The sequence below is a fragment of the Streptomyces sp. NPDC005811 genome (assembly GCF_040630405.1).
Lineage (GTDB): Bacteria > Actinomycetota > Actinomycetes > Streptomycetales > Streptomycetaceae > Streptomyces.
This window is the reverse complement of the sequence record NZ_JBEXXK010000008.1, coordinates 194,373-214,638: the sequence shown is the minus strand read 5'-3', so window position 1 is coordinate 214,638 and position 20,266 is coordinate 194,373. Positions and strand designations below refer to the sequence as shown.

At 70.6% G+C, this 20,266-nt stretch carries 17 protein-coding genes; 16 read left to right on the top strand and 1 reads right to left on the bottom strand.

Annotated features, from left to right (window positions below; all coding sequences use genetic code 11):
* The first annotated feature begins 3 nt into the window (after window positions 1–3).
* The 12 genes from murF to ABZ490_RS11520 all read left to right on the top strand — a co-directional run bounded on the left by murF (window position 4) and on the right by ABZ490_RS11520 (window position 12,797).
* Window positions 4–1,419: a UDP-N-acetylmuramoyl-tripeptide--D-alanyl-D-alanine ligase gene (murF, locus tag ABZ490_RS11575; RefSeq protein WP_358987945.1), complete on the top strand. Its 1,416-nt coding sequence runs from the start codon at window positions 4–6 to the stop codon at window positions 1,417–1,419.
* On the top strand, window positions 1,416–2,489 hold the full coding sequence (mraY, locus tag ABZ490_RS11570) for a phospho-N-acetylmuramoyl-pentapeptide-transferase (protein WP_358987942.1): 1,074 nt from the start codon (window positions 1,416–1,418) through the stop codon (window positions 2,487–2,489). The genes murF and mraY overlap by 4 nt, the downstream gene beginning before the upstream one ends.
* Window positions 2,471–3,901: a UDP-N-acetylmuramoyl-L-alanine--D-glutamate ligase gene (gene murD / locus ABZ490_RS11565; RefSeq protein ID WP_358987939.1), complete on the top strand. Its 1,431-nt coding sequence runs from the start codon at window positions 2,471–2,473 to the stop codon at window positions 3,899–3,901. The genes mraY and murD overlap by 19 nt, the downstream gene beginning before the upstream one ends.
* Before the next feature lie 121 nt (window positions 3,902–4,022).
* Entirely contained in the window at window positions 4,023–5,387 is a 1,365-nt protein-coding gene (gene ftsW, locus ABZ490_RS11560; protein WP_358987936.1) for a putative lipid II flippase FtsW, read from the top strand.
* A 6-nt stretch (window positions 5,388–5,393) separates the two neighbouring features.
* Window positions 5,394–6,491, top strand: a complete 1,098-nt coding sequence (gene murG, locus ABZ490_RS11555) for an undecaprenyldiphospho-muramoylpentapeptide beta-N-acetylglucosaminyltransferase (protein WP_358987933.1) — start codon at window positions 5,394–5,396, stop codon at window positions 6,489–6,491.
* A 35-nt stretch (window positions 6,492–6,526) separates the two neighbouring features.
* On the top strand, window positions 6,527–7,333 hold the full coding sequence (locus ABZ490_RS11550) for an FtsQ-type POTRA domain-containing protein (protein ID WP_358987930.1): 807 nt from the start codon (window positions 6,527–6,529) through the stop codon (window positions 7,331–7,333).
* A gap of 277 nt (window positions 7,334–7,610) precedes the next feature.
* Complete coding sequence (gene ftsZ / locus ABZ490_RS11545) at window positions 7,611–8,807, top strand: cell division protein FtsZ (protein WP_358987926.1); 1,197 nt, start codon at window positions 7,611–7,613, stop codon at window positions 8,805–8,807.
* Window positions 8,804–9,532, top strand: coding sequence for a peptidoglycan editing factor PgeF (pgeF, locus tag ABZ490_RS11540; protein WP_358987923.1), 729 nt, complete (start codon window positions 8,804–8,806; stop codon window positions 9,530–9,532). The genes ftsZ and pgeF overlap by 4 nt, the downstream gene beginning before the upstream one ends.
* A 5-nt stretch (window positions 9,533–9,537) precedes the next feature.
* Window positions 9,538–10,257: a YggS family pyridoxal phosphate-dependent enzyme gene (locus tag ABZ490_RS11535; RefSeq protein WP_358987920.1), complete on the top strand. Its 720-nt coding sequence runs from the start codon at window positions 9,538–9,540 to the stop codon at window positions 10,255–10,257.
* A 128-nt stretch (window positions 10,258–10,385) separates the two neighbouring features.
* The gene (gene sepF, locus ABZ490_RS11530) at window positions 10,386–11,027 is read left to right on the top strand and encodes a cell division protein SepF (protein WP_055633826.1); all 642 of its coding nucleotides are present in this window, start codon (window positions 10,386–10,388) and stop codon (window positions 11,025–11,027) included.
* Window positions 11,028–11,110: 83 nt separating this feature from the next.
* Entirely contained in the window at window positions 11,111–11,395 is a 285-nt protein-coding gene (locus ABZ490_RS11525) for a YggT family protein (protein ID WP_055633825.1), read from the top strand.
* A gap of 52 nt (window positions 11,396–11,447) precedes the next feature.
* Complete coding sequence (locus ABZ490_RS11520) at window positions 11,448–12,797, top strand: DivIVA domain-containing protein (RefSeq protein WP_358987916.1); 1,350 nt, start codon at window positions 11,448–11,450, stop codon at window positions 12,795–12,797.
* A 183-nt stretch (window positions 12,798–12,980) separates the two neighbouring features.
* Here ABZ490_RS11520 and ileS read toward each other — a convergent pair whose 3' ends face one another.
* The gene (gene ileS, locus ABZ490_RS11515) at window positions 12,981–16,118 is read right to left on the bottom strand and encodes an isoleucine--tRNA ligase (protein ID WP_358987913.1); all 3,138 of its coding nucleotides are present in this window, start codon (window positions 16,116–16,118) and stop codon (window positions 12,981–12,983) included.
* 603 nt (window positions 16,119–16,721) lie between these two features.
* Between ileS and ABZ490_RS11510 the strand changes: the two genes are divergently transcribed.
* The 4 genes from ABZ490_RS11510 (at window position 16,722) to ABZ490_RS11495 (ending at window position 20,250) form a co-directional block, all read left to right on the top strand.
* Window positions 16,722–18,083, top strand: a complete 1,362-nt coding sequence (locus tag ABZ490_RS11510) for a TraR/DksA C4-type zinc finger protein (protein ID WP_358987910.1) — start codon at window positions 16,722–16,724, stop codon at window positions 18,081–18,083.
* Window positions 18,084–18,150: 67 nt separating this feature from the next.
* On the top strand, window positions 18,151–18,759 hold the full coding sequence (gene lspA, locus ABZ490_RS11505) for a signal peptidase II (RefSeq protein ID WP_358987907.1): 609 nt from the start codon (window positions 18,151–18,153) through the stop codon (window positions 18,757–18,759).
* 76 nt (window positions 18,760–18,835) lie between these two features.
* Window positions 18,836–19,780, top strand: a complete 945-nt coding sequence (locus tag ABZ490_RS11500; RefSeq protein ID WP_358987904.1) for an RluA family pseudouridine synthase — start codon at window positions 18,836–18,838, stop codon at window positions 19,778–19,780.
* The gene (locus ABZ490_RS11495) at window positions 19,777–20,250 is read left to right on the top strand and encodes a GNAT family N-acetyltransferase (RefSeq protein WP_358987901.1); all 474 of its coding nucleotides are present in this window, start codon (window positions 19,777–19,779) and stop codon (window positions 20,248–20,250) included. Before ABZ490_RS11500 ends, ABZ490_RS11495 begins: the two co-directional genes overlap by 4 nt.
* The last annotated feature ends 16 nt before the right edge of the window (window positions 20,251–20,266 follow it).

Genomic DNA, 20,266 nt, shown 5'->3' with positions numbered 1-20,266 from the left:
CTTGTGATCGCCCTCTCCCTCGCCGAGATCGCAGCAGTCGTCGGCGGGCAGACGTACGACATACCGGATCCGTCCGCGGAAGTCACCGGACCGGTCGTCCGGGACTCCCGCGAGGTGGAGCCCGGCAGCCTCTTCGTCGCCTTCGTCGGCGAACGCGTCGACGGCCACGACTACGCGGCCGCGGTCGTCGAGGCGGGCGCGGTGGCTGTACTGGCCTCGCGCCCGGTCGGCGTGCCCGCGATCGTCGTGGACGACGTCCAGGCCGCCCTCGGCGCCCTCGCCCGGCACGTCGTGCACAAGCTCGGCACGACCCTCGTCGCGCTCACCGGCTCGGCCGGCAAGACCAGCACCAAGGACCTCATCGCCCAGGTGCTCCGGCGCAAGGCGCCGACCGTCTTCACCCCCGGCTCCCTCAACAACGAGATCGGGCTGCCGCTGACCGCGCTGTCGGCCACCGGGGAAACCCGGTTCCTGGTTCTGGAGATGGGCGCCCGCGGCATCGGGCACATCCGCTACCTCACCGGTCTGACGCCCCCGAAGGTCGGCCTCGTCCTGAACGTCGGCACCGCCCACATCGGCGAGTTCGGCGGCCGCGAACAGATCGCACAGGCAAAGGGCGAGCTGGTCGAGAGCCTTCCCCCGGCGAGCGACGGCGGGGTCGCGGTCCTCAACGCCGACGACCCGTTGGTCCGGGCCATGGCCTCCCGTACGAAGGCGAAGGTGGTCCTTTTCGGAGAGTCCGGCGAAGCGGACGTACGGGCCGAGAACGTACGACTCACGGACAGCGGACAGCCCTCCTTCAGCCTTCACACACCCTCCGGGTGCAGCGATGTGACCATGCGCCTGTACGGTGAGCACCACGTGTCGAACGCGCTCGCCGCGGCCGCCGTCGCCCATGAGCTGGGCATGTCCGTAACAGAGATCGCCACCGCGCTCTCCGAGGCGGGCTCCCTCTCCCGCTGGCGGATGGAGGTCACCGAGCGCCCGGACGGCGTGACGATCGTCAACGACGCCTACAACGCGAACCCCGAGTCCATGCGAGCCGCTCTGCGTGCGCTGGCGGCCATGGGCAAGGGGAGGCGGACCTGGGCGGTGCTCGGCAAGATGGCCGAGCTCGGGGACGAGGCGCTCGCCGAGCACGACGCGGTCGGACGGCTCGCCGTCCGGCTCAACGTCAGCAAGCTCGTCGCGGTCGGGGGCAGGGAAGCCGCCTGGCTGCAACTGGGCGCATATAACGAGGGTTCGTGGGGTGAGGAGTCGGTGCACGTGTCCGACGCACAGGCGGCGGTCGACCTGTTGCGCAGCGAGCTGCGCCCGGGGGACGTCGTACTCGTGAAGGCGTCCCGATCGGTCGGCCTCGAGAGCGTCGCGCAGGCGCTGCTCGCGACCGGTGCCGAGGGTGAGGTTTCCGCCCGATGATGAAGCAGATCCTGTTCGCGGGTGTCATTGGCCTCTTCCTGACACTGATCGGTACGCCGCTGCTGATCAAGCTGCTGGCGCGCAAGGGCTACGGCCAGTACATCCGCGACGACGGCCCGCGCGGGCACGCCAGCAAGCGCGGTACGCCGACCATGGGCGGTATCGCGTTCATACTGGCGACGGTCGCGGCGTACTTCCTGTCCAAGGTGATCACGGGCAAGCCGCCGACCTACACCGGTCTGCTGGTGCTGGGCCTGATGTGCGGCATGGGTCTGGTCGGCTTCCTCGACGACTACATCAAGATCGTCAAGCGGCGTTCGCTGGGTCTGCGGGCCAAGGCGAAGATGGCGGGCCAGTTGATCGTCGGCATCGCCTTCGCGGTGCTCTCGCTCCAGTTCGCGGACTCCCGCGGCAACACCCCGGCCTCCACCAAGCTGTCGTTCATCACGGACTTCGGCTGGACGATCGGCCCCGTGCTGTTCGTCGTCTGGGCCCTGTTCATGATCCTCGCCATGTCCAACGGCGTGAACCTCACCGACGGTCTGGACGGCCTCGCCACCGGCGCCTCCGTCCTCGTCTTCGGCGCCTACACGTTCATCGGCGTCTGGCAGTACCAGGAGTCCTGCGCCAACGGCGAGACCCTGACGAACCCCAACGCCTGCTACGAGGTGCGCGATCCGCTGGATCTCGCGGTGGTCTCCGCCGCGCTGATGGGCGCCTGCCTGGGCTTCCTGTGGTGGAACACGTCGCCGGCCAAGATCTTCATGGGCGACACCGGTTCGCTGGCGCTCGGCGGTGTCCTCACGGGCCTCGCCATCTGCTCCCGCACGGAGCTCCTTGTGGCCATCATGGGCGGTCTGTTCGTCCTCATCACCATGTCGGTGGTCATCCAGGTCGGCTCGTTCCGGCTGACCGGGAAGCGCGTCTTCCGCATGGCGCCACTCCAGCACCACTTCGAACTCAAGGGCTGGTCCGAAGTCCTCATTGTGGTCCGTTTCTGGATCATTCAGGGCATCTGTGTGATCGTCGGACTGGGCCTCTTCTACGCGGGATGGGCAGCAGACAAGTGACCTCCTCGGTGTCCCCGGACTTCACGGGCAAGCACGTCACCGTCGCCGGGCTCGGCGTCTCCGGTGTCCCGGCGGCCAAGGTGCTGCACGCGCGCGGGGCGATCGTCACCGTCGTCAACGACGGCGACGACGCACGCGCGCGTGAGCAGGCCGCCGAGCTGGAGGCGCTGGGCGTCACCGTGCGCCTCGGCGACGGGGCGACCCTGCCCGAGGGCACCGAACTCATCGTCACCGCACCGGGCTGGAAGCCGGACAAGCCGCTTTTCTCGGCGGCCGCCGAAGCCGGCGTGGACGTCTGGGGGGACGTCGAGCTGGCCTGGCGTCTCAGGGGGCCCGACGCGGCCCCCTGGCTGTGCGTCACCGGCACCAACGGCAAGACGACCACCACCCAGATGCTGGCCTCCATCCTCAAGGCGGCCGGACTGCGCACCGCGGCCGTCGGCAACATCGGCGTCTCCCTGCTCGACGCCGTCCTCGGCGACGAGGAGTACGACGTCCTGGCCGTGGAGCTGTCCAGCTACCAGCTGCACTGGGCGCCCTCCTTGCGGGCGCACTCGGCGGCCGTGCTGAACCTCGCCCCCGACCATCTCGACTGGCACGGCTCGATGGAGGCGTACGCGCGCGACAAGGGCCGCGTCTACGAGGGCAATCGCGTCGCCTGCGTCTACAACGTCGCCGACAAGGCCACCGAGGACCTGGTGCGCGAGGCGGACGTCGAGGAGGGCTGCCGCGCCATCGGCTTCACCCTCGGCACCCCGGGACCGTCCCAACTCGGCGTGATCGACGGCATCCTGGTCGACCGCGCGTTCGTCGAGAACCGGCAGAAGAACGCCCAGGAGCTCGCCGAGGTCACGGACGTCACCCCGCCCGCCCCGCACAACATCGCCAACGCCCTCGCCGCGGCGGCCCTCGCCCGCGCCTTCGGCGTGCCTCCCACGGCCGTACGGGACGGCCTGCGGGCCTTCACCCCGGACGCCCACCGCATCGCCCACGTGGCCGACGTGGACGGCGTCGCGTACATCGACGACTCCAAGGCCACCAACACCCACGCGGCGGAAGCCTCGTTGGCGGCCTACCCGTCGATTGTCTGGATCGCCGGCGGGCTCGCCAAGGGCGCGACCTTCGACGAACTCGTCGCCAAGTCCGCGCCGCGGCTGCGCGGGGCCGTCCTGATGGGCGCCGACCGCGCGCTGATCGCCGAAGCCCTCGCGCGACACGCCCCGGAAGTACCCGTCGTGGACCTCGACCGGACCGACACTGGGGCGATGCTCGCGGCTGTCCAGGAGGCCCGGCGCCTCGCCCGCGCGGGAGACACGGTGCTGCTCGCCCCGGCCTGCGCCTCCATGGACATGTTCGTCAACTACAACCAGCGCGGGGACGCGTTCGCCGAGGCGGTGCGTGAACTCGCCTGAGGGCGGGTCTTTGGAGGGCGCGTGACTGTGTCGGTCGGGTGCGGGTCTGTGGGGGCTTGTCGCGCCCGCGCGGCGGAGCCGCAGATGTCAGGGGCCCGCGCCCCTAGGGGGTTGTAGTCACGTGCCCAGTAGTCGTACCGGGAGGCCGCCCGTTCAGCGGGCTGTCCGTCGACCCCCCGCCGCGCGTCCGCGCCGGGACAACCCCGTTCTGCGGGCCTACACGCGCGCGCGTAAGGCCTGGGACCGGCCGCTCACCGCCTACTACGTGATCCTCGGCGGCAGTCTGCTGATCACCGTGCTCGGGCTGGTGATGGTGTACTCCGCCTCGCAGATCACCGCGCTGCAGATGTCGCTGCCCGGGTCGTTCTTCTTCCGCAAGCAGTTCCTGGCCGCCTCCATCGGGGCCGTGCTGCTGCTGGTCGCCTCCCGGATGCCGGTCAAGCTGCACCGGGCGCTGGCCTACCCGATCCTCGCCGGAGCCGTCTTCATGATGGCCCTGGTGCAGGTGCCCGGAATAGGGATGGCCGTCAACGGCAACCAGAACTGGATCTCCCTCGGCGGCTCCTTCCAGATCCAGCCCAGCGAGTTCGGCAAGCTCGCCCTGGTGCTGTGGGGCGCCGATCTGCTCGCCCGCAAGCAGGACAGGAAGCTGCTCGCCCAGTGGAAGCACATGCTGGTGCCACTGGTCCCGGTCGCCTTCATGCTGCTCGGGCTGATCATGCTCGGCGGCGACATGGGGACGGCGATCATCCTGACCGCCATCCTCTTCGGGCTGCTGTGGCTCGCGGGGGCGCCCACCCGGCTGTTCGTCGGCGTGCTGTCGATCGCCGCCGCGATCGGGTTCGTCCTGATCAAGACCAGCCCCAACCGGATGGCCCGGCTCGCCTGCATCGGCGCCACCGAGCCCAAGTCCGGGGCCGCCGACTGCTGGCAGGCCGTGCACGGGATCTACGCCCTCGCCTCCGGCGGCATCTTCGGCTCCGGACTCGGGGCGAGTGTGGAGAAATGGGGACAACTCCCTGAAGCCCACACCGACTTCATCTTCGCCGTCACCGGTGAGGAACTGGGTCTCGCGGGGACGCTGTCGGTCCTCGCCCTGTTCGCGGCTCTAGGCTATGCGGGTATCCGCGTGGCCGGACGCACGGAGGACCCCTTCGTGAGGTACGCCGCGGGAGGTGTGACCACCTGGATCACCGCGCAAGCCGTGATCAACATCGGTGCGGTGCTCGGTCTGCTGCCGATCGCCGGCGTCCCCCTCCCGCTGTTCTCCTACGGGGGCTCCGCCCTGCTGCCGACCATGTTCGCGATCGGGCTGCTGATCGCCTTCGCACGTGACGACCCCGCTGCACGGACGGCGCTTGCGATGCGGCAACCCCGCTTTGGTAGAAAGCGGGGGGCCGGGGGTTCCGCGGTGAAACGGGAACCCCGGAGATGGAACACGATGCGACGGCGTGCCTCGGCGGCGCGTCCGTCCGGAGAGCGGTGAATTTCGGTGCATGTCGTACTCGCTGGTGGGGGGACCGCCGGCCACATCGAGCCCGCGCTCGCCCTCGCGGACGCCCTGCGCAGGCAGGACCCCACCGTGGGGATCACGGCCCTGGGCACCGAGCGCGGTCTGGAGACCACGCTCGTCCCGCAGCGGGGCTACGACCTCGCGCTGATCCCGGCCGTGCCGCTGCCGCGCAAGCCCACCCCCGAGCTGATCACCGTCCCGGGCCGGCTGCGCGGCACGATCAAGGCCGCCGAGCAGATCCTGGAGCGGACCAAGGCCGACGCCGTCGTCGGCTTCGGCGGTTACGTGGCCCTGCCCGGCTACCTCGCCGCCAAGCGCCTCGGGGTGCCGATCGTGGTCCACGAGGCCAACGCCCGCCCCGGCCTGGCCAACAAGATCGGCTCCCGGTACGCCGCCCGCGTAGCCGTCTCCACGCCCGACAGCAAGCTGCGCGACGCCCGCTACATCGGCATCCCGCTGCGCCGCTCCATCGCGACCCTGGACCGCGCCGCGGCCCGTCCCGAGGCCCGGCACATGTTCGGCCTCGACCCCAATCTGCCGACGCTGCTCGTCTCCGGCGGCTCGCAGGGCGCCCGCCGGCTCAACGAGGTCGTCCAGCAGGTCGCGCCCTGGCTCCAGCAGGCCGGCATCCAGATCCTGCACGCGGTCGGCCCGAAGAACGAACTGCCCCATGTCCAGCAGATGCCGGGAATGCCCCCGTACATCCCGGTACCGTATCTGGACCGGATGGACCTCGCGTACGCCGCGGCCGACCTGATGCTCTGCCGCGCGGGCGCGATGACCGTCGCCGAACTCTCCGCCGTCGGACTGCCGGCCGCCTACGTCCCGCTGCCCATCGGCAACGGTGAACAGCGGCTGAACGCCCAGCCGGTGGTCAAGGCCGGCGGCGGGCTCCTCGTCGACGACGCGGAACTCACCCCCGAGTGGGTGCGCGAGAGCGTCCTGCCGGTGCTCGCCGATCCGCACCGGCTGTACGAGATGTCCCGCGCCGCCAGCGAGTTCGGCCGCCGGGACGCCGACGACCTGCTCGTCGGCATGGTGTACGAGGCGATCGCGGCGAGTCGCGCCCAGCGATAGGCGCCGTCCACCAGTCGAGCGAAAGGGCAGGGAGCGTGGCCGGATCCGCCACCGTCGAGCGCGGTGCACGCCAGGAGGAGCCGTCCGGTCCGCCCCTCGTCCGAAGGCTGGGCGGCCCGCGCCGATTCCGTATGATCATCATCCTGGCGCTCGCCGTACTCCTCCTCGGCGGGGGCACGGTCTGGGTGTTGTACGGCTCCTCGTGGACGAAGGTCGAGCGCGTCACGGTGTCCGGCACGGACGTCCTGACGCCCGACCAGGTGCGCGAGGCCGCCGCCGTACCGGTCGGCTCGCCGCTCGTCTCCGTCGACACCGGGGCGATCGCGGCGCGTCTGCGCGCACGGCTGCCCAGAATCGACACGGTCGACGTGGAGCGTTCCTGGCCCCATGGAATCGGCCTGAAAGTGACCGAACGACAGCCCGTCCTGCTCATCGGAAAAGGGTCGAACTTCATCGAAGTGGACGACAAAGGCGTCCGTTTCGCCACGATTTCCCAGGCGCTGAAGAACGTACCGCTTCTCGAAATGGCCGTCTCCGCGTCGCGTTCGGGCGGCTCCGGCGCCGCGAGCCTGCGCCGCTTCGGCGAGGACCGGCTGGTGCGTGCGGCGGTGGAGGTTGCCGGCGACATTCCGGACGCCGTCGCCCAGAAGACCCGCGGCCTCAAAGTCCGTTCCTACGACGACATCTCGCTGGAACTGACGGACGGCCGCACGGTCGCCTGGGGAAGTGCCGACCAGGGTGCCCTGAAGGCGCGTACGCTCGGTGCTCTCATGAAAGCCTCCCCGACCGCCCGGCACTTCGATGTCAGCGCTCCCACGGCCCCTGCGTCATCGGGGAGTTGACGCACATCGGCGCAGGCCAGCACCCTGGTTGGGCAGCGACACGGCTGATCACATAGGGTGAAAAGAAAAACGGGAGGTTCGGCGTGTTCGTTGAACGGGCGCCACTTGTCGACTTAGTGTCCTGTTCAGAAGACTCCAAGGAACAGACACACTGGTAACCCTAAACTTCAGCGTTAGGGTTCGGGTCGGCGAAACGGACCGTCCCATTCGGCATCAGTCGTCGGATCGCACCATCTGCGAGGCGGCGACACGTAACTCGAGGCGAGAGGCCTTCGACGTGGCAGCACCGCAGAACTACCTCGCAGTCATCAAAGTCATCGGTGTCGGCGGCGGTGGTGTCAATGCCATCAACCGGATGATCGAGGTCGGTCTCAAGGGCGTCGAGTTCATCGCCATCAACACCGACGCGCAGGCGCTGTTGATGAGCGACGCCGACGTCAAGCTCGACGTCGGCCGCGAACTGACCCGCGGACTCGGCGCCGGCGCCAACCCGGCCGTCGGCCGCAAGGCGGCCGAGGACCACCGCGAGGAGATCGAGGAGGTCCTCAAGGGGGCCGACATGGTCTTCGTGACGGCCGGTGAAGGCGGCGGCACCGGCACCGGCGGCGCGCCCGTCGTGGCCAACATCGCCCGCTCCCTGGGCGCGCTGACCATCGGCGTGGTCACCCGGCCGTTCACCTTCGAGGGACGGCGCCGGGCCAACCAGGCCGAGGACGGCATCGCGGAACTCCGCGAAGAGGTCGACACCCTCATCGTCATCCCCAACGACCGGCTGCTGTCCATCTCGGACCGCCAGGTCTCGGTCCTGGACGCCTTCAAGTCGGCCGACCAGGTCCTGCTCTCGGGTGTCCAGGGCATCACCGACCTCATCACCACCCCCGGCCTCATCAACCTCGACTTCGCCGACGTCAAGTCGGTCATGTCCGAGGCCGGCTCGGCACTCATGGGCATCGGCTCGGCCCGCGGCGACGACCGCGCGGTGGCCGCTGCCGAGATGGCGATCTCCTCGCCGCTCCTGGAGGCCTCCATCGACGGCGCCCGGGGCGTGCTGCTCTCCATCTCCGGCGGCTCCGACCTCGGCCTGTTCGAGATCAACGAGGCCGCCCAGCTGGTCAGCGAGGCCGCCCACCCGGAGGCCAACATCATCTTCGGCGCCGTCATCGACGACGCGCTCGGCGACGAGGTCCGGGTCACGGTCATCGCGGCCGGCTTCGACGGCGGCCAGCCCCCGGCCCGCCGGGACAACGTCCTCGGCTCGGCCGCGGCCTCCTCCCGCCGCGAGGAGCCCGCTCCGGTACGGCAGCCGGAGAGCCGCCCGTCCTTCGGCTCGCTCGGCAGCGTCACGCCGAAGGAGGAGCCGGAGCCCGCCCCCGAGCCGGTGGCCGAGATCCCGGTCGCCCCGCCGGTCCCGCAGTCGCGGACCTACTCGGACAGCGCGGCCGAGGAGCTGGACGTGCCGGACTTCCTGAAGTGATAGGACAGCGCGAGAGCGTGAGCGGCGCGCACTTCGCCTTCACCGACCGGTGGGGCGGGGTGAGCGCCGCTCCGTATGAGGAGCTCAACCTCGGCGGCGCCGTCGGCGACGACACCGCGGCCGTGCACGCCAACCGGGAGCTGGCCGCCACCTCGCTGGGGCTGGATCCGTCGGACGTGGTCTGGATGAACCAGGTGCACGGCGCCGACGCGGTGGTCGTCGACAGCCCCTGGGGCGACCGGCCGGTGCCGCGGGTCGACGCGATCGTCACCGCGCGGCGCGGACTCGCCCTCGCCGTCCTCACCGCCGACTGCACCCCCGTCCTGCTCGCCGACCCGGTCGCCGGGGTCGCCGCCGCGGCCCACGCGGGCCGGCCCGGCATGGTCGCCGGGATCGTCCCCGCCGCCGTACGGGCCATGGTGGAGCTCGGCGCCGAGCCGTCCCGGATCGTCGCCCGCACCGGACCCGCCGTCTGCGGCCGGTGCTACGAGGTGCCGGAGCAGATGCGGGCCGAGGTCGCCGCCGTCGAACCCGCCGCGCACGCCGAGACCAGCTGGGGCACGCCGGCGGTCGACGTGACCGCGGGGGTGCACGCGCAGCTCGACCGGCTCGGGGTGTGCGACCGGGAGCAGTCGCCGGTGTGCACCCGTGAGTCCGGGGACCACTTCTCCTACCGCCGCGATCGCGCCACAGGGCGACTCGCGGGATATGTCTGGCTGGACTGAGGGGCATGACGGACCGTAAGGACGAACTCGCCGTGAACCTGGCGAAGGTGGAGGAGCGCATCGCCCGCGCGTGCGCCGCCGCCGGCCGGGCCCGGGAGGAGGTGACCCTGATCGTGGTCACCAAGACCTACCCGGCCGACGACGTGCGGATCCTCGCCGACCTCGGGGTGCGGCACGTCGCCGAGAACAAGGACCAGGACGCCGCGCCCAAGGCCGCGACTTGCTCGGACCTGTCGCTTTCCTGGCACTTCGTCGGCCAGTTGCAGACCAACAAGGTGCGATCCGTGGTCGGTTACGCGGACTTCGTGCAGTCCGTGGACCGCGCCCGGCTGGTCGGTGCGCTGTCGAAGGAGGCGGTGCGCGCCGGGCGGGAGGTCGGGTGCCTGATCCAGGTCGCCCTCGACGCCGGCGAGAGCGGGCACGGGGACCGGGGCGGCGTGGCGCCCGGCGGGATCGAGGAGTTGGCCGCTCAGGTGGCCGGCGCGCCGGGACTGGGACTCGCCGGACTGATGACCGTCGCACCTCTGACCGGTGAGTACGCCGGGCGCCAACGTGCCGCGTTCGAGCGGTTGATGGATTTGTCGACTGACCTGCGCCGAGCCCATCCCGGTGCGAACATGGTGTCCGCGGGGATGAGTGCGGACCTCGAGGAGGCCGTGGCTGCCGGGGCGACACATGTACGCGTCGGCACTGCGGTACTCGGAGTCCGCGCCAGGCTCGGGTAACGTCGCCAGGAAGTCGGACCACAGCAGAAAATATGGTCATTACCGCCGGTAGGCGGGCACAAGGGCCACGTGGATCGCGGGACTTGGCAGTCGAAAGCCGATCCACCACAGAGCGGAGGACTCAGAGCATGGCCGGCGCGATGCGCAAGATGGCGGTCTACCTCGGCCTCGTGGAGGACGATGGGTACGACGGCCGGGGCTTCGACCCCGATGACGACTTCGAACCCGAGCTCGACCCGGAACCCGAGCGGGACCACCGGCGACACGAGCCGTCCCATCAGTCGCACGGAGCGCACCAGTCCCAAAGGGACGAAGAGGTGCGAATCGTGCAGCCGCCCGCTCCGCGTGAGCCGGTGGCCCGATCCGCCTCGCTCGCCGCGGAATCCGGGCGCCCGGCGCGCATCGCGCCCGTGGCATCCATCACACAAGAACGTCAGTCCCTGGAGAAGAACGCACCGGTGATCATGCCCAAGGTCGTGTCGGAACGAGAGCCGTACCGGATCACCACGCTTCACCCCCGGACCTACAACGAGGCCCGTACCATCGGGGAACACTTCCGTGAGGGCACCCCGGTGATCATGAATCTGACTGAGATGGATGACACAGACGCGAAGCGACTTGTCGACTTTGCGGCCGGTTTGGTGTTTGGTCTTCACGGCAGCATCGAGCGGGTGACCCAGAAGGTGTTCCTGTTGTCTCCTGCTAACGTCGATGTCACGGCGGAGGACAAGGCCCGCATCGCAGAGGGCGGGTTCTTCAACCAGAGCTGAGACGCAAGACCGGAAAAGGCAGTACAAAGAAGTACACCGCAGTACAGAGCGGCACGGAAACAGGGGAGAGGGAAGCACCGAACATGGGCGTGGTCCTGGATGTCGTCTACATCGCGCTGATGGTCTTCCTCATCGTGCTCATCTTCCGGTTGGTCATGGACTACGTCTTCCAGTTCGCCCGCTCATGGCAGCCCGGCAAGGCGATGGTGGTCGTTCTGGAGGCCACCTACACTGTCACCGATCCACCGCTCAAGCTTCTGCGGCGAGTCATCCCGCCGTTGCGTCTCGGGGGCGTGGCGCTCGACCTGTCCTTCTTCGTACTGATGATCATTGTTTACATCCTGATCTCGATCGTGAGCCGGCTGTGAGCGATGTGAACTACCGTCTTGCCGATGCCGACGACTACGTTGAGGTGAAGAGATGCCGTTGACCCCCGAGGATGTGCGGAACAAGCAGTTCACGACCGTCCGCCTCCGAGAAGGCTATGACGAGGACGAGGTCGATGCCTTCCTCGACGAGGTCGAAGCCGAACTGACCCGCCTGCTCCGCGAGAACGAGGACCTGCGCGCCAAACTGGCCGCGGCGACGCGTGCTGCTGCCCAGAACCAGCAGAACATGCGCAAGCCTCCGGAGCCGCAGGACCAGCAGGGCGGCATGCCTCAGCAGGGTGGGATGCAGCAGGGCGGCATGCAGCAGGGCGGTATGCCCCAGCAGGGCATGCCGCAGGGGATGCCGCAGCAGGGCATGCCTCCGCAGGGAATGCCCCAGCAGGGAATGCCTCCGCAGGGGATGCCGCAGCAGGGCATGCGAGGTCCCGGCGCTCCGGTGCCCGCCGGCATATCGGGCCCGCCGCAGCAGCAGATGGGTGGCCCCATGGGTGGCCCGCCCCAGCTGCCGAGCGGTGCCCCGCAGCTGCCCGCCGGCCCCGGCGGTCAGGGTGGTCCGCAGGGTCCCGGCCCGATGGGTCCGGGTCCGATGGGCCAGGGTCCGATGGGCCAGGGGCCCATGGGTCAGGGTCCCATGGGTGGTCCCATGGGCGGCCAGCCCCCGATGCAGCAGCAGATGGGTGGCCCGATGGGCGGCCCCATGGGCGGTCCGATGGGCGGCCCCGGTCAGGGCCCCGGTGGCGACAGTGCCGCCCGCGTCCTCTCGCTGGCCCAGCAGACCGCCGACCAGGCGATCGCCGAGGCCCGCTCCGAAGCCAACAAGATCGTCGGCGAGGCGCGTTCGCGTGCCGAGGGTCTGGAGCGTGACGCCCGTGCCAAGGCCGACGCCCTGGAGCGGGACGCGCAGGAGAAGCACCGCGTCGCGATGGGCTCCCTGGAGTCCGCCCGCGCCACGCTGGAGCGCAAGGTCGAGGACCTGCGCGGCTTCGAGCGCGAGTACCGCACGCGTCTGAAGTCGTACCTCGAGTCCCAGCTGCGTCAGCTGGAGACCCAGGCCGACGACTCCCTCGCTCCGCCGCGTACCCCGGCCGCCGCTTCCCTGCCGCCGTCCCCGGCGCCCTCCATGGCTCCGGCCGGCGCCGGTGCGCCGTCCTACGGCTCCGGTGCTCCGGGTATGGGGTCCGGCATGGGCTCGGGCATGGGTTCGGGCATGGGTTCGGGCATGGGCGCGCCCAGCCCCGCCGCGCCGTCCTACGGCGGGCAGCAGCAGATGTCGCCGGCCATGACTCAGCCGATGGCACCGGTTCGTCCGCAGGGTCCCTCCCCGATGGGCCAGGCTCCCTCGCCGATGCGTGGCTTCCTCATCGACGAGGACGACAACTGACGGCCAGTAGTACGCCTTAGGCGTCGGCAGCGTTCAAAGGGCGGGCCCCGGATTCCGATCCGGGGCCCCGCCCTTTTTACGCGTGTTGACGATGGTGCAGGCGGGGGGCGGCGGAGCAGGTGGTGCCGGTGGTGTACACAGAAGGGCCCGGTCTCGTGGAGACCGGGCCCTTCCGCGCCGTCCTTACGCCTTGCGCAGGCGGAACGTCAGCGTCAAGCCGTCGTCGGTGAACGCCGTGCCGTACGTCTCGTCCGCCTCGCCCCGGGCGAAGTCCGTCGCCAGGACCTCGTCGGCGATCAGCCCGGCGTGACCGGTGAGCGCGTCCACGGTCGCCGGGTCGGTCGCGGTCCAGCGCAGCGCGATACGGTCGGCGACGTCGAGGCCGCTGTTCTTACGGGCCTCCTGGATCAGCCGGATCGCGTCCCGGGCGAGACCGGCCCGGCGCAGCTCCTCGGTGATCTCCAGGTCCAGGGCGACGGTGGCGCCGGCGTCGGAGGCGACGGACCAGCCCTCGCGCGGGGTCTCGGTGATGATGACCTCGTCGGGGGCGAGGGTGATCGTCTCGCCGTCGACGTCCACCGAGGCGGTGCCCTCGCGCAGGGCGAGGGACAGCGCGGCCGCGTCCGCGTTCGCGACGGCCTTGGCCACGTCCTGGACGCGCTTGCCGAACCGCTTGCCGAGGGCCCGGAAGTTCGCCTTGGCGGTGGTGTCGACCAGTGACCCGCCCACCTCGGAGAGGGAGGCGAGGGACTCGACGTTCAGCTCCTCGGTGATCTGTGCGTGCAGCTCGGGGGAGAGCGCGTCGAAGCCGGCCGCGCCGACCAGGGCCCGGCTCAGCGGCTGGCGGGTCTTGACGCCCGACTCCGCGCGCGTGGCGCGGCCCAGCTCCACCAGGCGGCGGACCAGGACCATCTGCTTCGACAGCTCCGGGTCGATCGCGCTCAGGTCGGCCTCGGGCCAGGCGGCGAGGTGCACGGACTCCGGGGCGCCCGGGGTGACGGGCACGACCAGGTCCTGCCAGACCCGCTCGGTGATGAACGGGGTCAGCGGGGCCATCAGCTTGGTGACCGTCTCCACGACCTCGTGCAGGGTGCGCAGCGCGGCCTTGTCGCCCTGCCAGAAGCGGCGGCGGGAGCGGCGGACGTACCAGTTGGACAGGTCGTCGACGAACGCCGAGAGCAGCTTGCCGGCGCGCTGGGTGTCGTACGCCTCCAGCGCCTGGGTCACCTGGTCGGTGAGCGCGTGCAGTTCGGAGAGCAGCCAGCGGTCGAGCAGCGGGCGCTCGGCCGGGGCCGGGTCGGCCGCGCTGGGCGCCCACGCGGACGTACGGGCGTACAGCGCCTGGAAGGCGACCGTGTTCCAGTACGTCAGGAGCGTCTTGCGGACGACCTCCTGGATGGTGCCGTGGCCGACGCGGCGGGCCGCCCAGGGCGAGCCGCCGGCCGCCATGAACCAGCGGACGGCGTCGGCGCCGTGCTGGTCCATGAGCGGGATCGGCTGCAGGATGTTGCCCAGGTGCTTGGACATCTTGCGGCCGTCCTCGGCGAGGATGTGGCCGAGGCAGACGACGTTCTCGTAGGAGGACTTGTCGAAGACCAGGGTGCCGACCGCCATCAGCGTGTAGAACCAGCCGCGGGTCTGGTCGATGGCCTCGGAGATGAACTGCGCCGGGTAGCGGGACTCGAACAGGTCCTTGTTCTTGTACGGGTAGCCCCACTGCGCGAACGGCATCGAACCCGAGTCGTACCAGGCGTCGATGACTTCCGGCACGCGCGTGGCGGTGCTCCCGCAGCCCTCCTGCGGGCAGGCGAAGGTGACCGCGTCGATGAACGGGCGGTGCGGGTCCAGCTCGGACTGGTCGCTGCCGGTCAGCCCGCTCAGTTCCGCGCGCGAGCCGACGACGGTGAGGTGGTCGTCCTCGCAGCGCCAGATCGGCAGCGGGGTGCCCCAGTAGCGGCTGCGGGAGAGCGCCCAGTCGATGTTGTTGTTCAGCCAGTCGCCGAAGCGGCCGTGCTTGACCGTGTCCGGGAACCAGTTGGTCTTCTCGTTCTCCTGGAGGAGACGGTCCTTGACGGCGGTGGTGCGGATGTACCAGGACGGCTGCGCGTAGTAGAGGAGCGCGGTGTGACAGCGCCAGCAGTGCGGGTAGCTGTGCTCGTACGGGATGTGCTTGAAGAGGAGGCCGCGCTGCTGGAGGTCCTCGGTGAGCTGTTCGTCCGCCTTCTTGAAGAAGACCCCGCCGACCATCGGGACGGACTCCTCGAAGGTGCCGTCCGGGCGGACCGGGTTGACCACGGGCAGCCCGTAGGAGCGGCAGACCTTGAGGTCGTCCTCGCCGAACGCGGGGGACTGGTGCACCAGTCCCGTACCGTCCTCGGTCGTCACGTACTCGGCATTGACGACGAAATGCGCCTCGGCCGGGAACTCCACGAGCTCGAACGGACGTTGATAGGTCCAGCGCTCCATCTCGGCACCGGTGAAGCGCTGACCGGTGGTCTCCCAGCCCTCGCCGAGCGCCTTGGCCACCAGCGGCTCGGCGACGACGAGGTTCTCCTCGCCGTTCGTCGCGACGACGTAGGCGACCTCGGGGTGCGCGGCCACGGCCGTGTTGGACACCAGGGTCCACGGGGTCGTCGTCCACACCAGGAGCGCGGCCTGGCCGGCCAGCGGACCGGAGGTGAGCGGGAAACGGACGTACACGGACGGGTCGACGACCGTCTCGTAGCCCTGGGCCAGCTCGTGGTCGGACAGGCCGGTGCCGCAGCGCGGGCACCAGGGGGCGACGCGGTGGTCCTGGACCAGCAGCCCCTTGTCGTAGATCTCCTTCAGCGACCACCAGACCGACTCGATGTACTCGGGGTCCATCGTGACGTACGCGTCGTCGAGGTCGACCCAGTAGCCCATGCGGGTCGTCAGCTCGGAGAAGGCGTCGGTGTGGCGCAGCACGGACTCACGGCACTTGGCGTTGAACTCGGCGATGCCGTACGCCTCGATGTCCTTCTTGCCGGCGAAGCCGAGCTCCTTCTCCACCGCGAGCTCCACCGGCAGGCCGTGGCAGTCCCAGCCGGCCTTGCGGGCCACGTGGTAGCCGCGCATGGTGCGGAAGCGGGGGAAGACGTCCTTGAAGACGCGCGCCTCGATGTGGTGGGCGCCAGGCATGCCGTTGGCGGTGGGCGGGCCCTCGTAGAACACCCACTCGGGGCGGCCCTCGGACTGCTCCAGGCTCTTGGCAAAGATCTTCTGCTCGCGCCAGAAATCGAGCACGGCGTGCTCGAGGGCGGGCAGGTCGACCTGGGCGGGCACCTGTCGGTACTGCGTCATCGATCTTCCTCCGGCGGACGTACTGCCTTCCGTCGGAGGGACGAGAGCCTTCGTGTCCTACGCCGTGTGCGGCGCGCTCCCGCGGTACCACCCTCCTTGGCCCTCCGGCGCGTCCTGCGCTCCGGTGAGCCCCCTCATTGGGGTCGCGATGCCGGTTCTACTCGCCCGGTGCGGGCTTTCCTCCGGCGGCTCCGGGGTGATCTTCACGTCGCGCTCGCCCCCGGGCTTCCACCGTCCCCGGGTCGCTCTGGGCTGCGTACGTCGCTACTCGTCCCCATCCACGCTTTTCGCTCCGCCCAGTGTACGGCGCCGCACGGACAGCGGCCGACCGGTTTTCGCGGTCTTCGGGCGGGGCGGGCGGACCGGTGCGGGGTGACCCGATTGGTGGCCCCACGGAGGGGTACGCGGGTTCGCGTTCCGGGGCGGTCGGCCGGGCGGATTACCCGTCGGGGAGCTGGGCACAACGCAGGCAGGCCGACCGCGTGGCGTGCGCGAGGCGGGCGATTTCGGCGGTGTGCCCCGTTGCCGCGGCTCTCAAGTCGATTTATCGTCCCAGCACGATTCGCGCGCAAGATCACCATATGTGAAGGGGCCGCGGCCATGGTGGCGAAGAAGACCACTGCCGAGCAGCCGAAGGTGACTGCCGACACGTCGGCGGCGCAGGCGAGGGCCGCACGGTCGGTGTCCGCCGTGAAGGGCGCTGCCGGGAAACGGGCAGGGCGCAGGAGCCCTGCCAGGAGGACCACCGGGGAGAAGTCGCCCCGGGGTGAGCCTGCCGCCGCCGCGCGGGAGGCCGGTACCGCGGGGACGGCGAAGAAGGCCGCCCCCGACCGGACGACGGCTCCCCGGGCGGCCACCAAGAAGACGGCCTCCGGGGTCGCCGGCGGGAAGACGAAGGCTGCCGAGCCGTCCGGCGGGAAGGCGAAGGCGTCCGAGACGTCCGGGAAGAAGGCGGCGGCTGCCGAGAGGGCGGGCGTTTCCGGGGCGGCTGCCGAGAGGGCGGGCGTTTCGGGGGCGGCCGGTGGGAAGGCGGTGGTTTCCGAGGCGGGGGCTGGGAAGGCGGCTGGTTCTGAGGTGTCCGGGAAGAAGGCGGCGGCTGCCGAGAAGGCGGGCGTTTCCGGGGCGGCCGGTGGGAAGGCTGCGGTGGCCGGCGGGAAGGCTGCAGCTTCTGAGGCGACCGGTGGGAAGGCGGCGGCTTCTGAGGTGGTCGGTGGGAAGGGGGTCGTCCCTGATGTGGCTGCCGGGAAGGCGGTGGCAGGCAAGAAGACCGGGGCTTCTGCGGGTGCCGAGAAGGTGGCGGCCAAGAAGGCCGGAGGTTCCGCGGCTGCCGGGAAGAAGGCTGCCGGGAAGAAGGCGGGCGGCAGGAAGGCGGTCGCCGGTGGCAAGGCTGCGCGCGCCGAGGGCGTGGCGGCGGCGGGTGCGGGAAAGAAGAGCACGGCCAAGAAGGTGGGCGCGGCCACGGCCGCGGAGCAGACGGGAGCCACGACGGTGGTTGCGAAGAAGACTCCTGGCACGGCCACGGCGGCGAAGACCGCCGTTCCCAAGGCGCGGTTCACCGCGGTGGAACCCGGCGAGCTCGCCGTACGACCCGGGGAGGATCCCTGGACCCCCGAGGAGGTCGAGGAGGCCCGGACCGAGCTCCAGTCCGAGAAGGAGCGGCTGCGGGCCGAGCTGGCCTCCTCCGAGACGGCCCTGGTGGGGCTGATGCGGGACTCCGGGGACGGCGCGGGCGACGACCAGGCGGACACCGGGACGAAGAACATCACGCGCGAGCACGAACTGGCGCTGGCCGCCAACGCGCGCGAGATGCTCATCCAGACCGAGCACGCCCTGGAGCGGCTGGACGCCGGTACGTACGGTCTGTGCGAGAACTGCGGCAAGGCCATCGGCAAGGCCCGGATGCAGGCCTTCCCCCGGGCCACGCTGTGCGTCGAGTGCAAGCAGAAACAAGAGCGCCGGTACTGATCGCGTGCCGGTGCGGGGGCGTGTCGTACCCTCGTCCTCAGTCAGGTACCTAGGTTGAGGGACTCACGTGGCAGAGGCGGAGCGCATCATCGGTACGCCGGACATCCCAGAGGCGGCGGGAGCCGAGCCGGAGCAGTCGTCCGGCCCGGACCTCCCGGACGGGCAGGAGAGCACCGAGGCGCGGCCCAGGGGCAAGCGCCGCATCGCCGTGCTCTTCGCCGTCGCCGGGTTCGCGTACGCCATCGACCTGGTCAGCAAGATGATCGTGGTCGCCAAGCTGGAGCACCACGCGCCGATCGAGATCGTCGGGGACTGGCTGAGGTTCGAGGCCATCCGCAACGCGGGCGCGGCCTTCGGTTTCGGCGAGGCCTTCACGATCATCTTCACCGTCATCGCGACGGCGGTGATCGTGGTCATCGCGCGGCTCGCCCGCAAGCTCTACAGCCTGCCCTGGGCGATCGCGCTGGGCCTGCTGCTGGGCGGCGCGCTGGGCAACCTCACCGACCGGATCTTCCGCTCGCCGGGTGTCTTCGAGGGCGCGGTCGTCGACTTCATCGCGCCGAAGCACTTCGCGGTCTTCAACCTCGCCGACTCGGCGATCGTGTGCGGCGGCATCCTGATCGTGCTGCTGTCCTTCAAGGGGCTGGACCCGGACGGGACCGTCCACAAGGACTGACCCTGCCCCGGGGGCACGGTCGAGGTTGTCCACAGGCCCGTACGGGGCGGTCGGAGCCGTCCGGCATACTCGACGGGTGAGCACGATTCCCGAGATCCGTACCCTGCCCGTGCCGGACGGCCTGGAGGGCGAGCGCGTCGACGCCGCCATCTCCCGCATGTTCGGCTTCTCCCGCACGAAGGCCGCGGAACTCGCCGCGGCGGGGAAGGTCTCGGTCGACGGCTCGGTCGTCGGCAAGTCCGAGCGGGTGCACGGCGGGGCCTGGCTGGAGGTCGAGATGCCCCAGGCGCCCGCGCCGGTGCAGATCGTCGCCGAGCCCGTCGAGGGCATGGAGATCGTGCACGACGACGACGACGTCGTGGTGATCGTCAAGCCGGTGGGCGTGGCCGCGCACCCCTCGCCCGGCTGGAGCGGCCCCACCGTCATCGGCGGGCTGGCCGCCGCCGGCTACCGGATCTCCACCTCCGGCGCCGCCGAGCGCCAGGGCATCGTGCACCGCCTCGACGTGGGCACGTCCGGCCTGATGGTGGTCGCCAAGTCGGAGCGGGCGTACACCTCGCTCAAGCGCCAGTTCAAGGAGCGCACGGTCGACAAGCGCTACCACACGCTGGTCCAGGGCCACCCGGACCCGACCAGCGGCACCATCGACGCGCCCATCGGCCGGCACCCGAACCACGACTACAAGTGGGCGGTCACCGCCGAGGGCAAGCCCTCCGTCACGCACTACGACCTGATCGAGGCCTTCCGCGCGGCCTCCCTGCTGGACGTGAAGCTGGAGACCGGCCGCACGCACCAGATCCGCGTCCACATGTCCGCCCACCGCCACCCCTGCGTCGGCGACCTGACCTACGGCGCTGACCCGACGCTCGCCAAGCGGCTGCGGCTGACCCGCCAGTGGCTGCACGCCGTGCGGCTGGGCTTCGAACACCCCGGCGACGGGCAGTGGGCGGAGTTCGCCAGCGACTACCCGGCCGACCTCCAGAAGGCCCTGGAGCAGGTCCGCGAGGAGACCTGGGGATGAGCGGCACGCCCGCGTACACGGTGCGCGTCGCCGGGGACCCCGCCGACCTGGAGGCGTGCTTCGCGGTGCGCAAGGAGGTCTTCGTCCGCGAGCAGGGCGTCCCGGAGGACCTGGAGTACGACGAGCACGACGCCGGCGCGGTGCACGTCTTGGCGGTCCGCGCGGACGGCACCCCGCTCGGGACGGGGCGGCTGCTGTTCGGCGCGGCGGCCGCGGAGCGCACCGGCGGCGACCCCGCGGTCGGGTCGCTGGGGCGGCTGGCGGTGGCCCGGGAGGCGCGCAGGCTCGGGGTCGGGGTCGCGCTGGTGCGGGCCGTCGAGGAGGCGGCACGCGCGCGGGGGCTGGCGGCCGTCGACCTGCACGCACAGACCCGGGCCCTCGGCTTCTACGAACGGCTGGGATACACGGCGTACGGCCCCGAGGAGCTGGAGGCGGGCATTCCGCACCGGTCCATGCGGCGTTCTCTCTAGCGACCGGTGGCGCGTG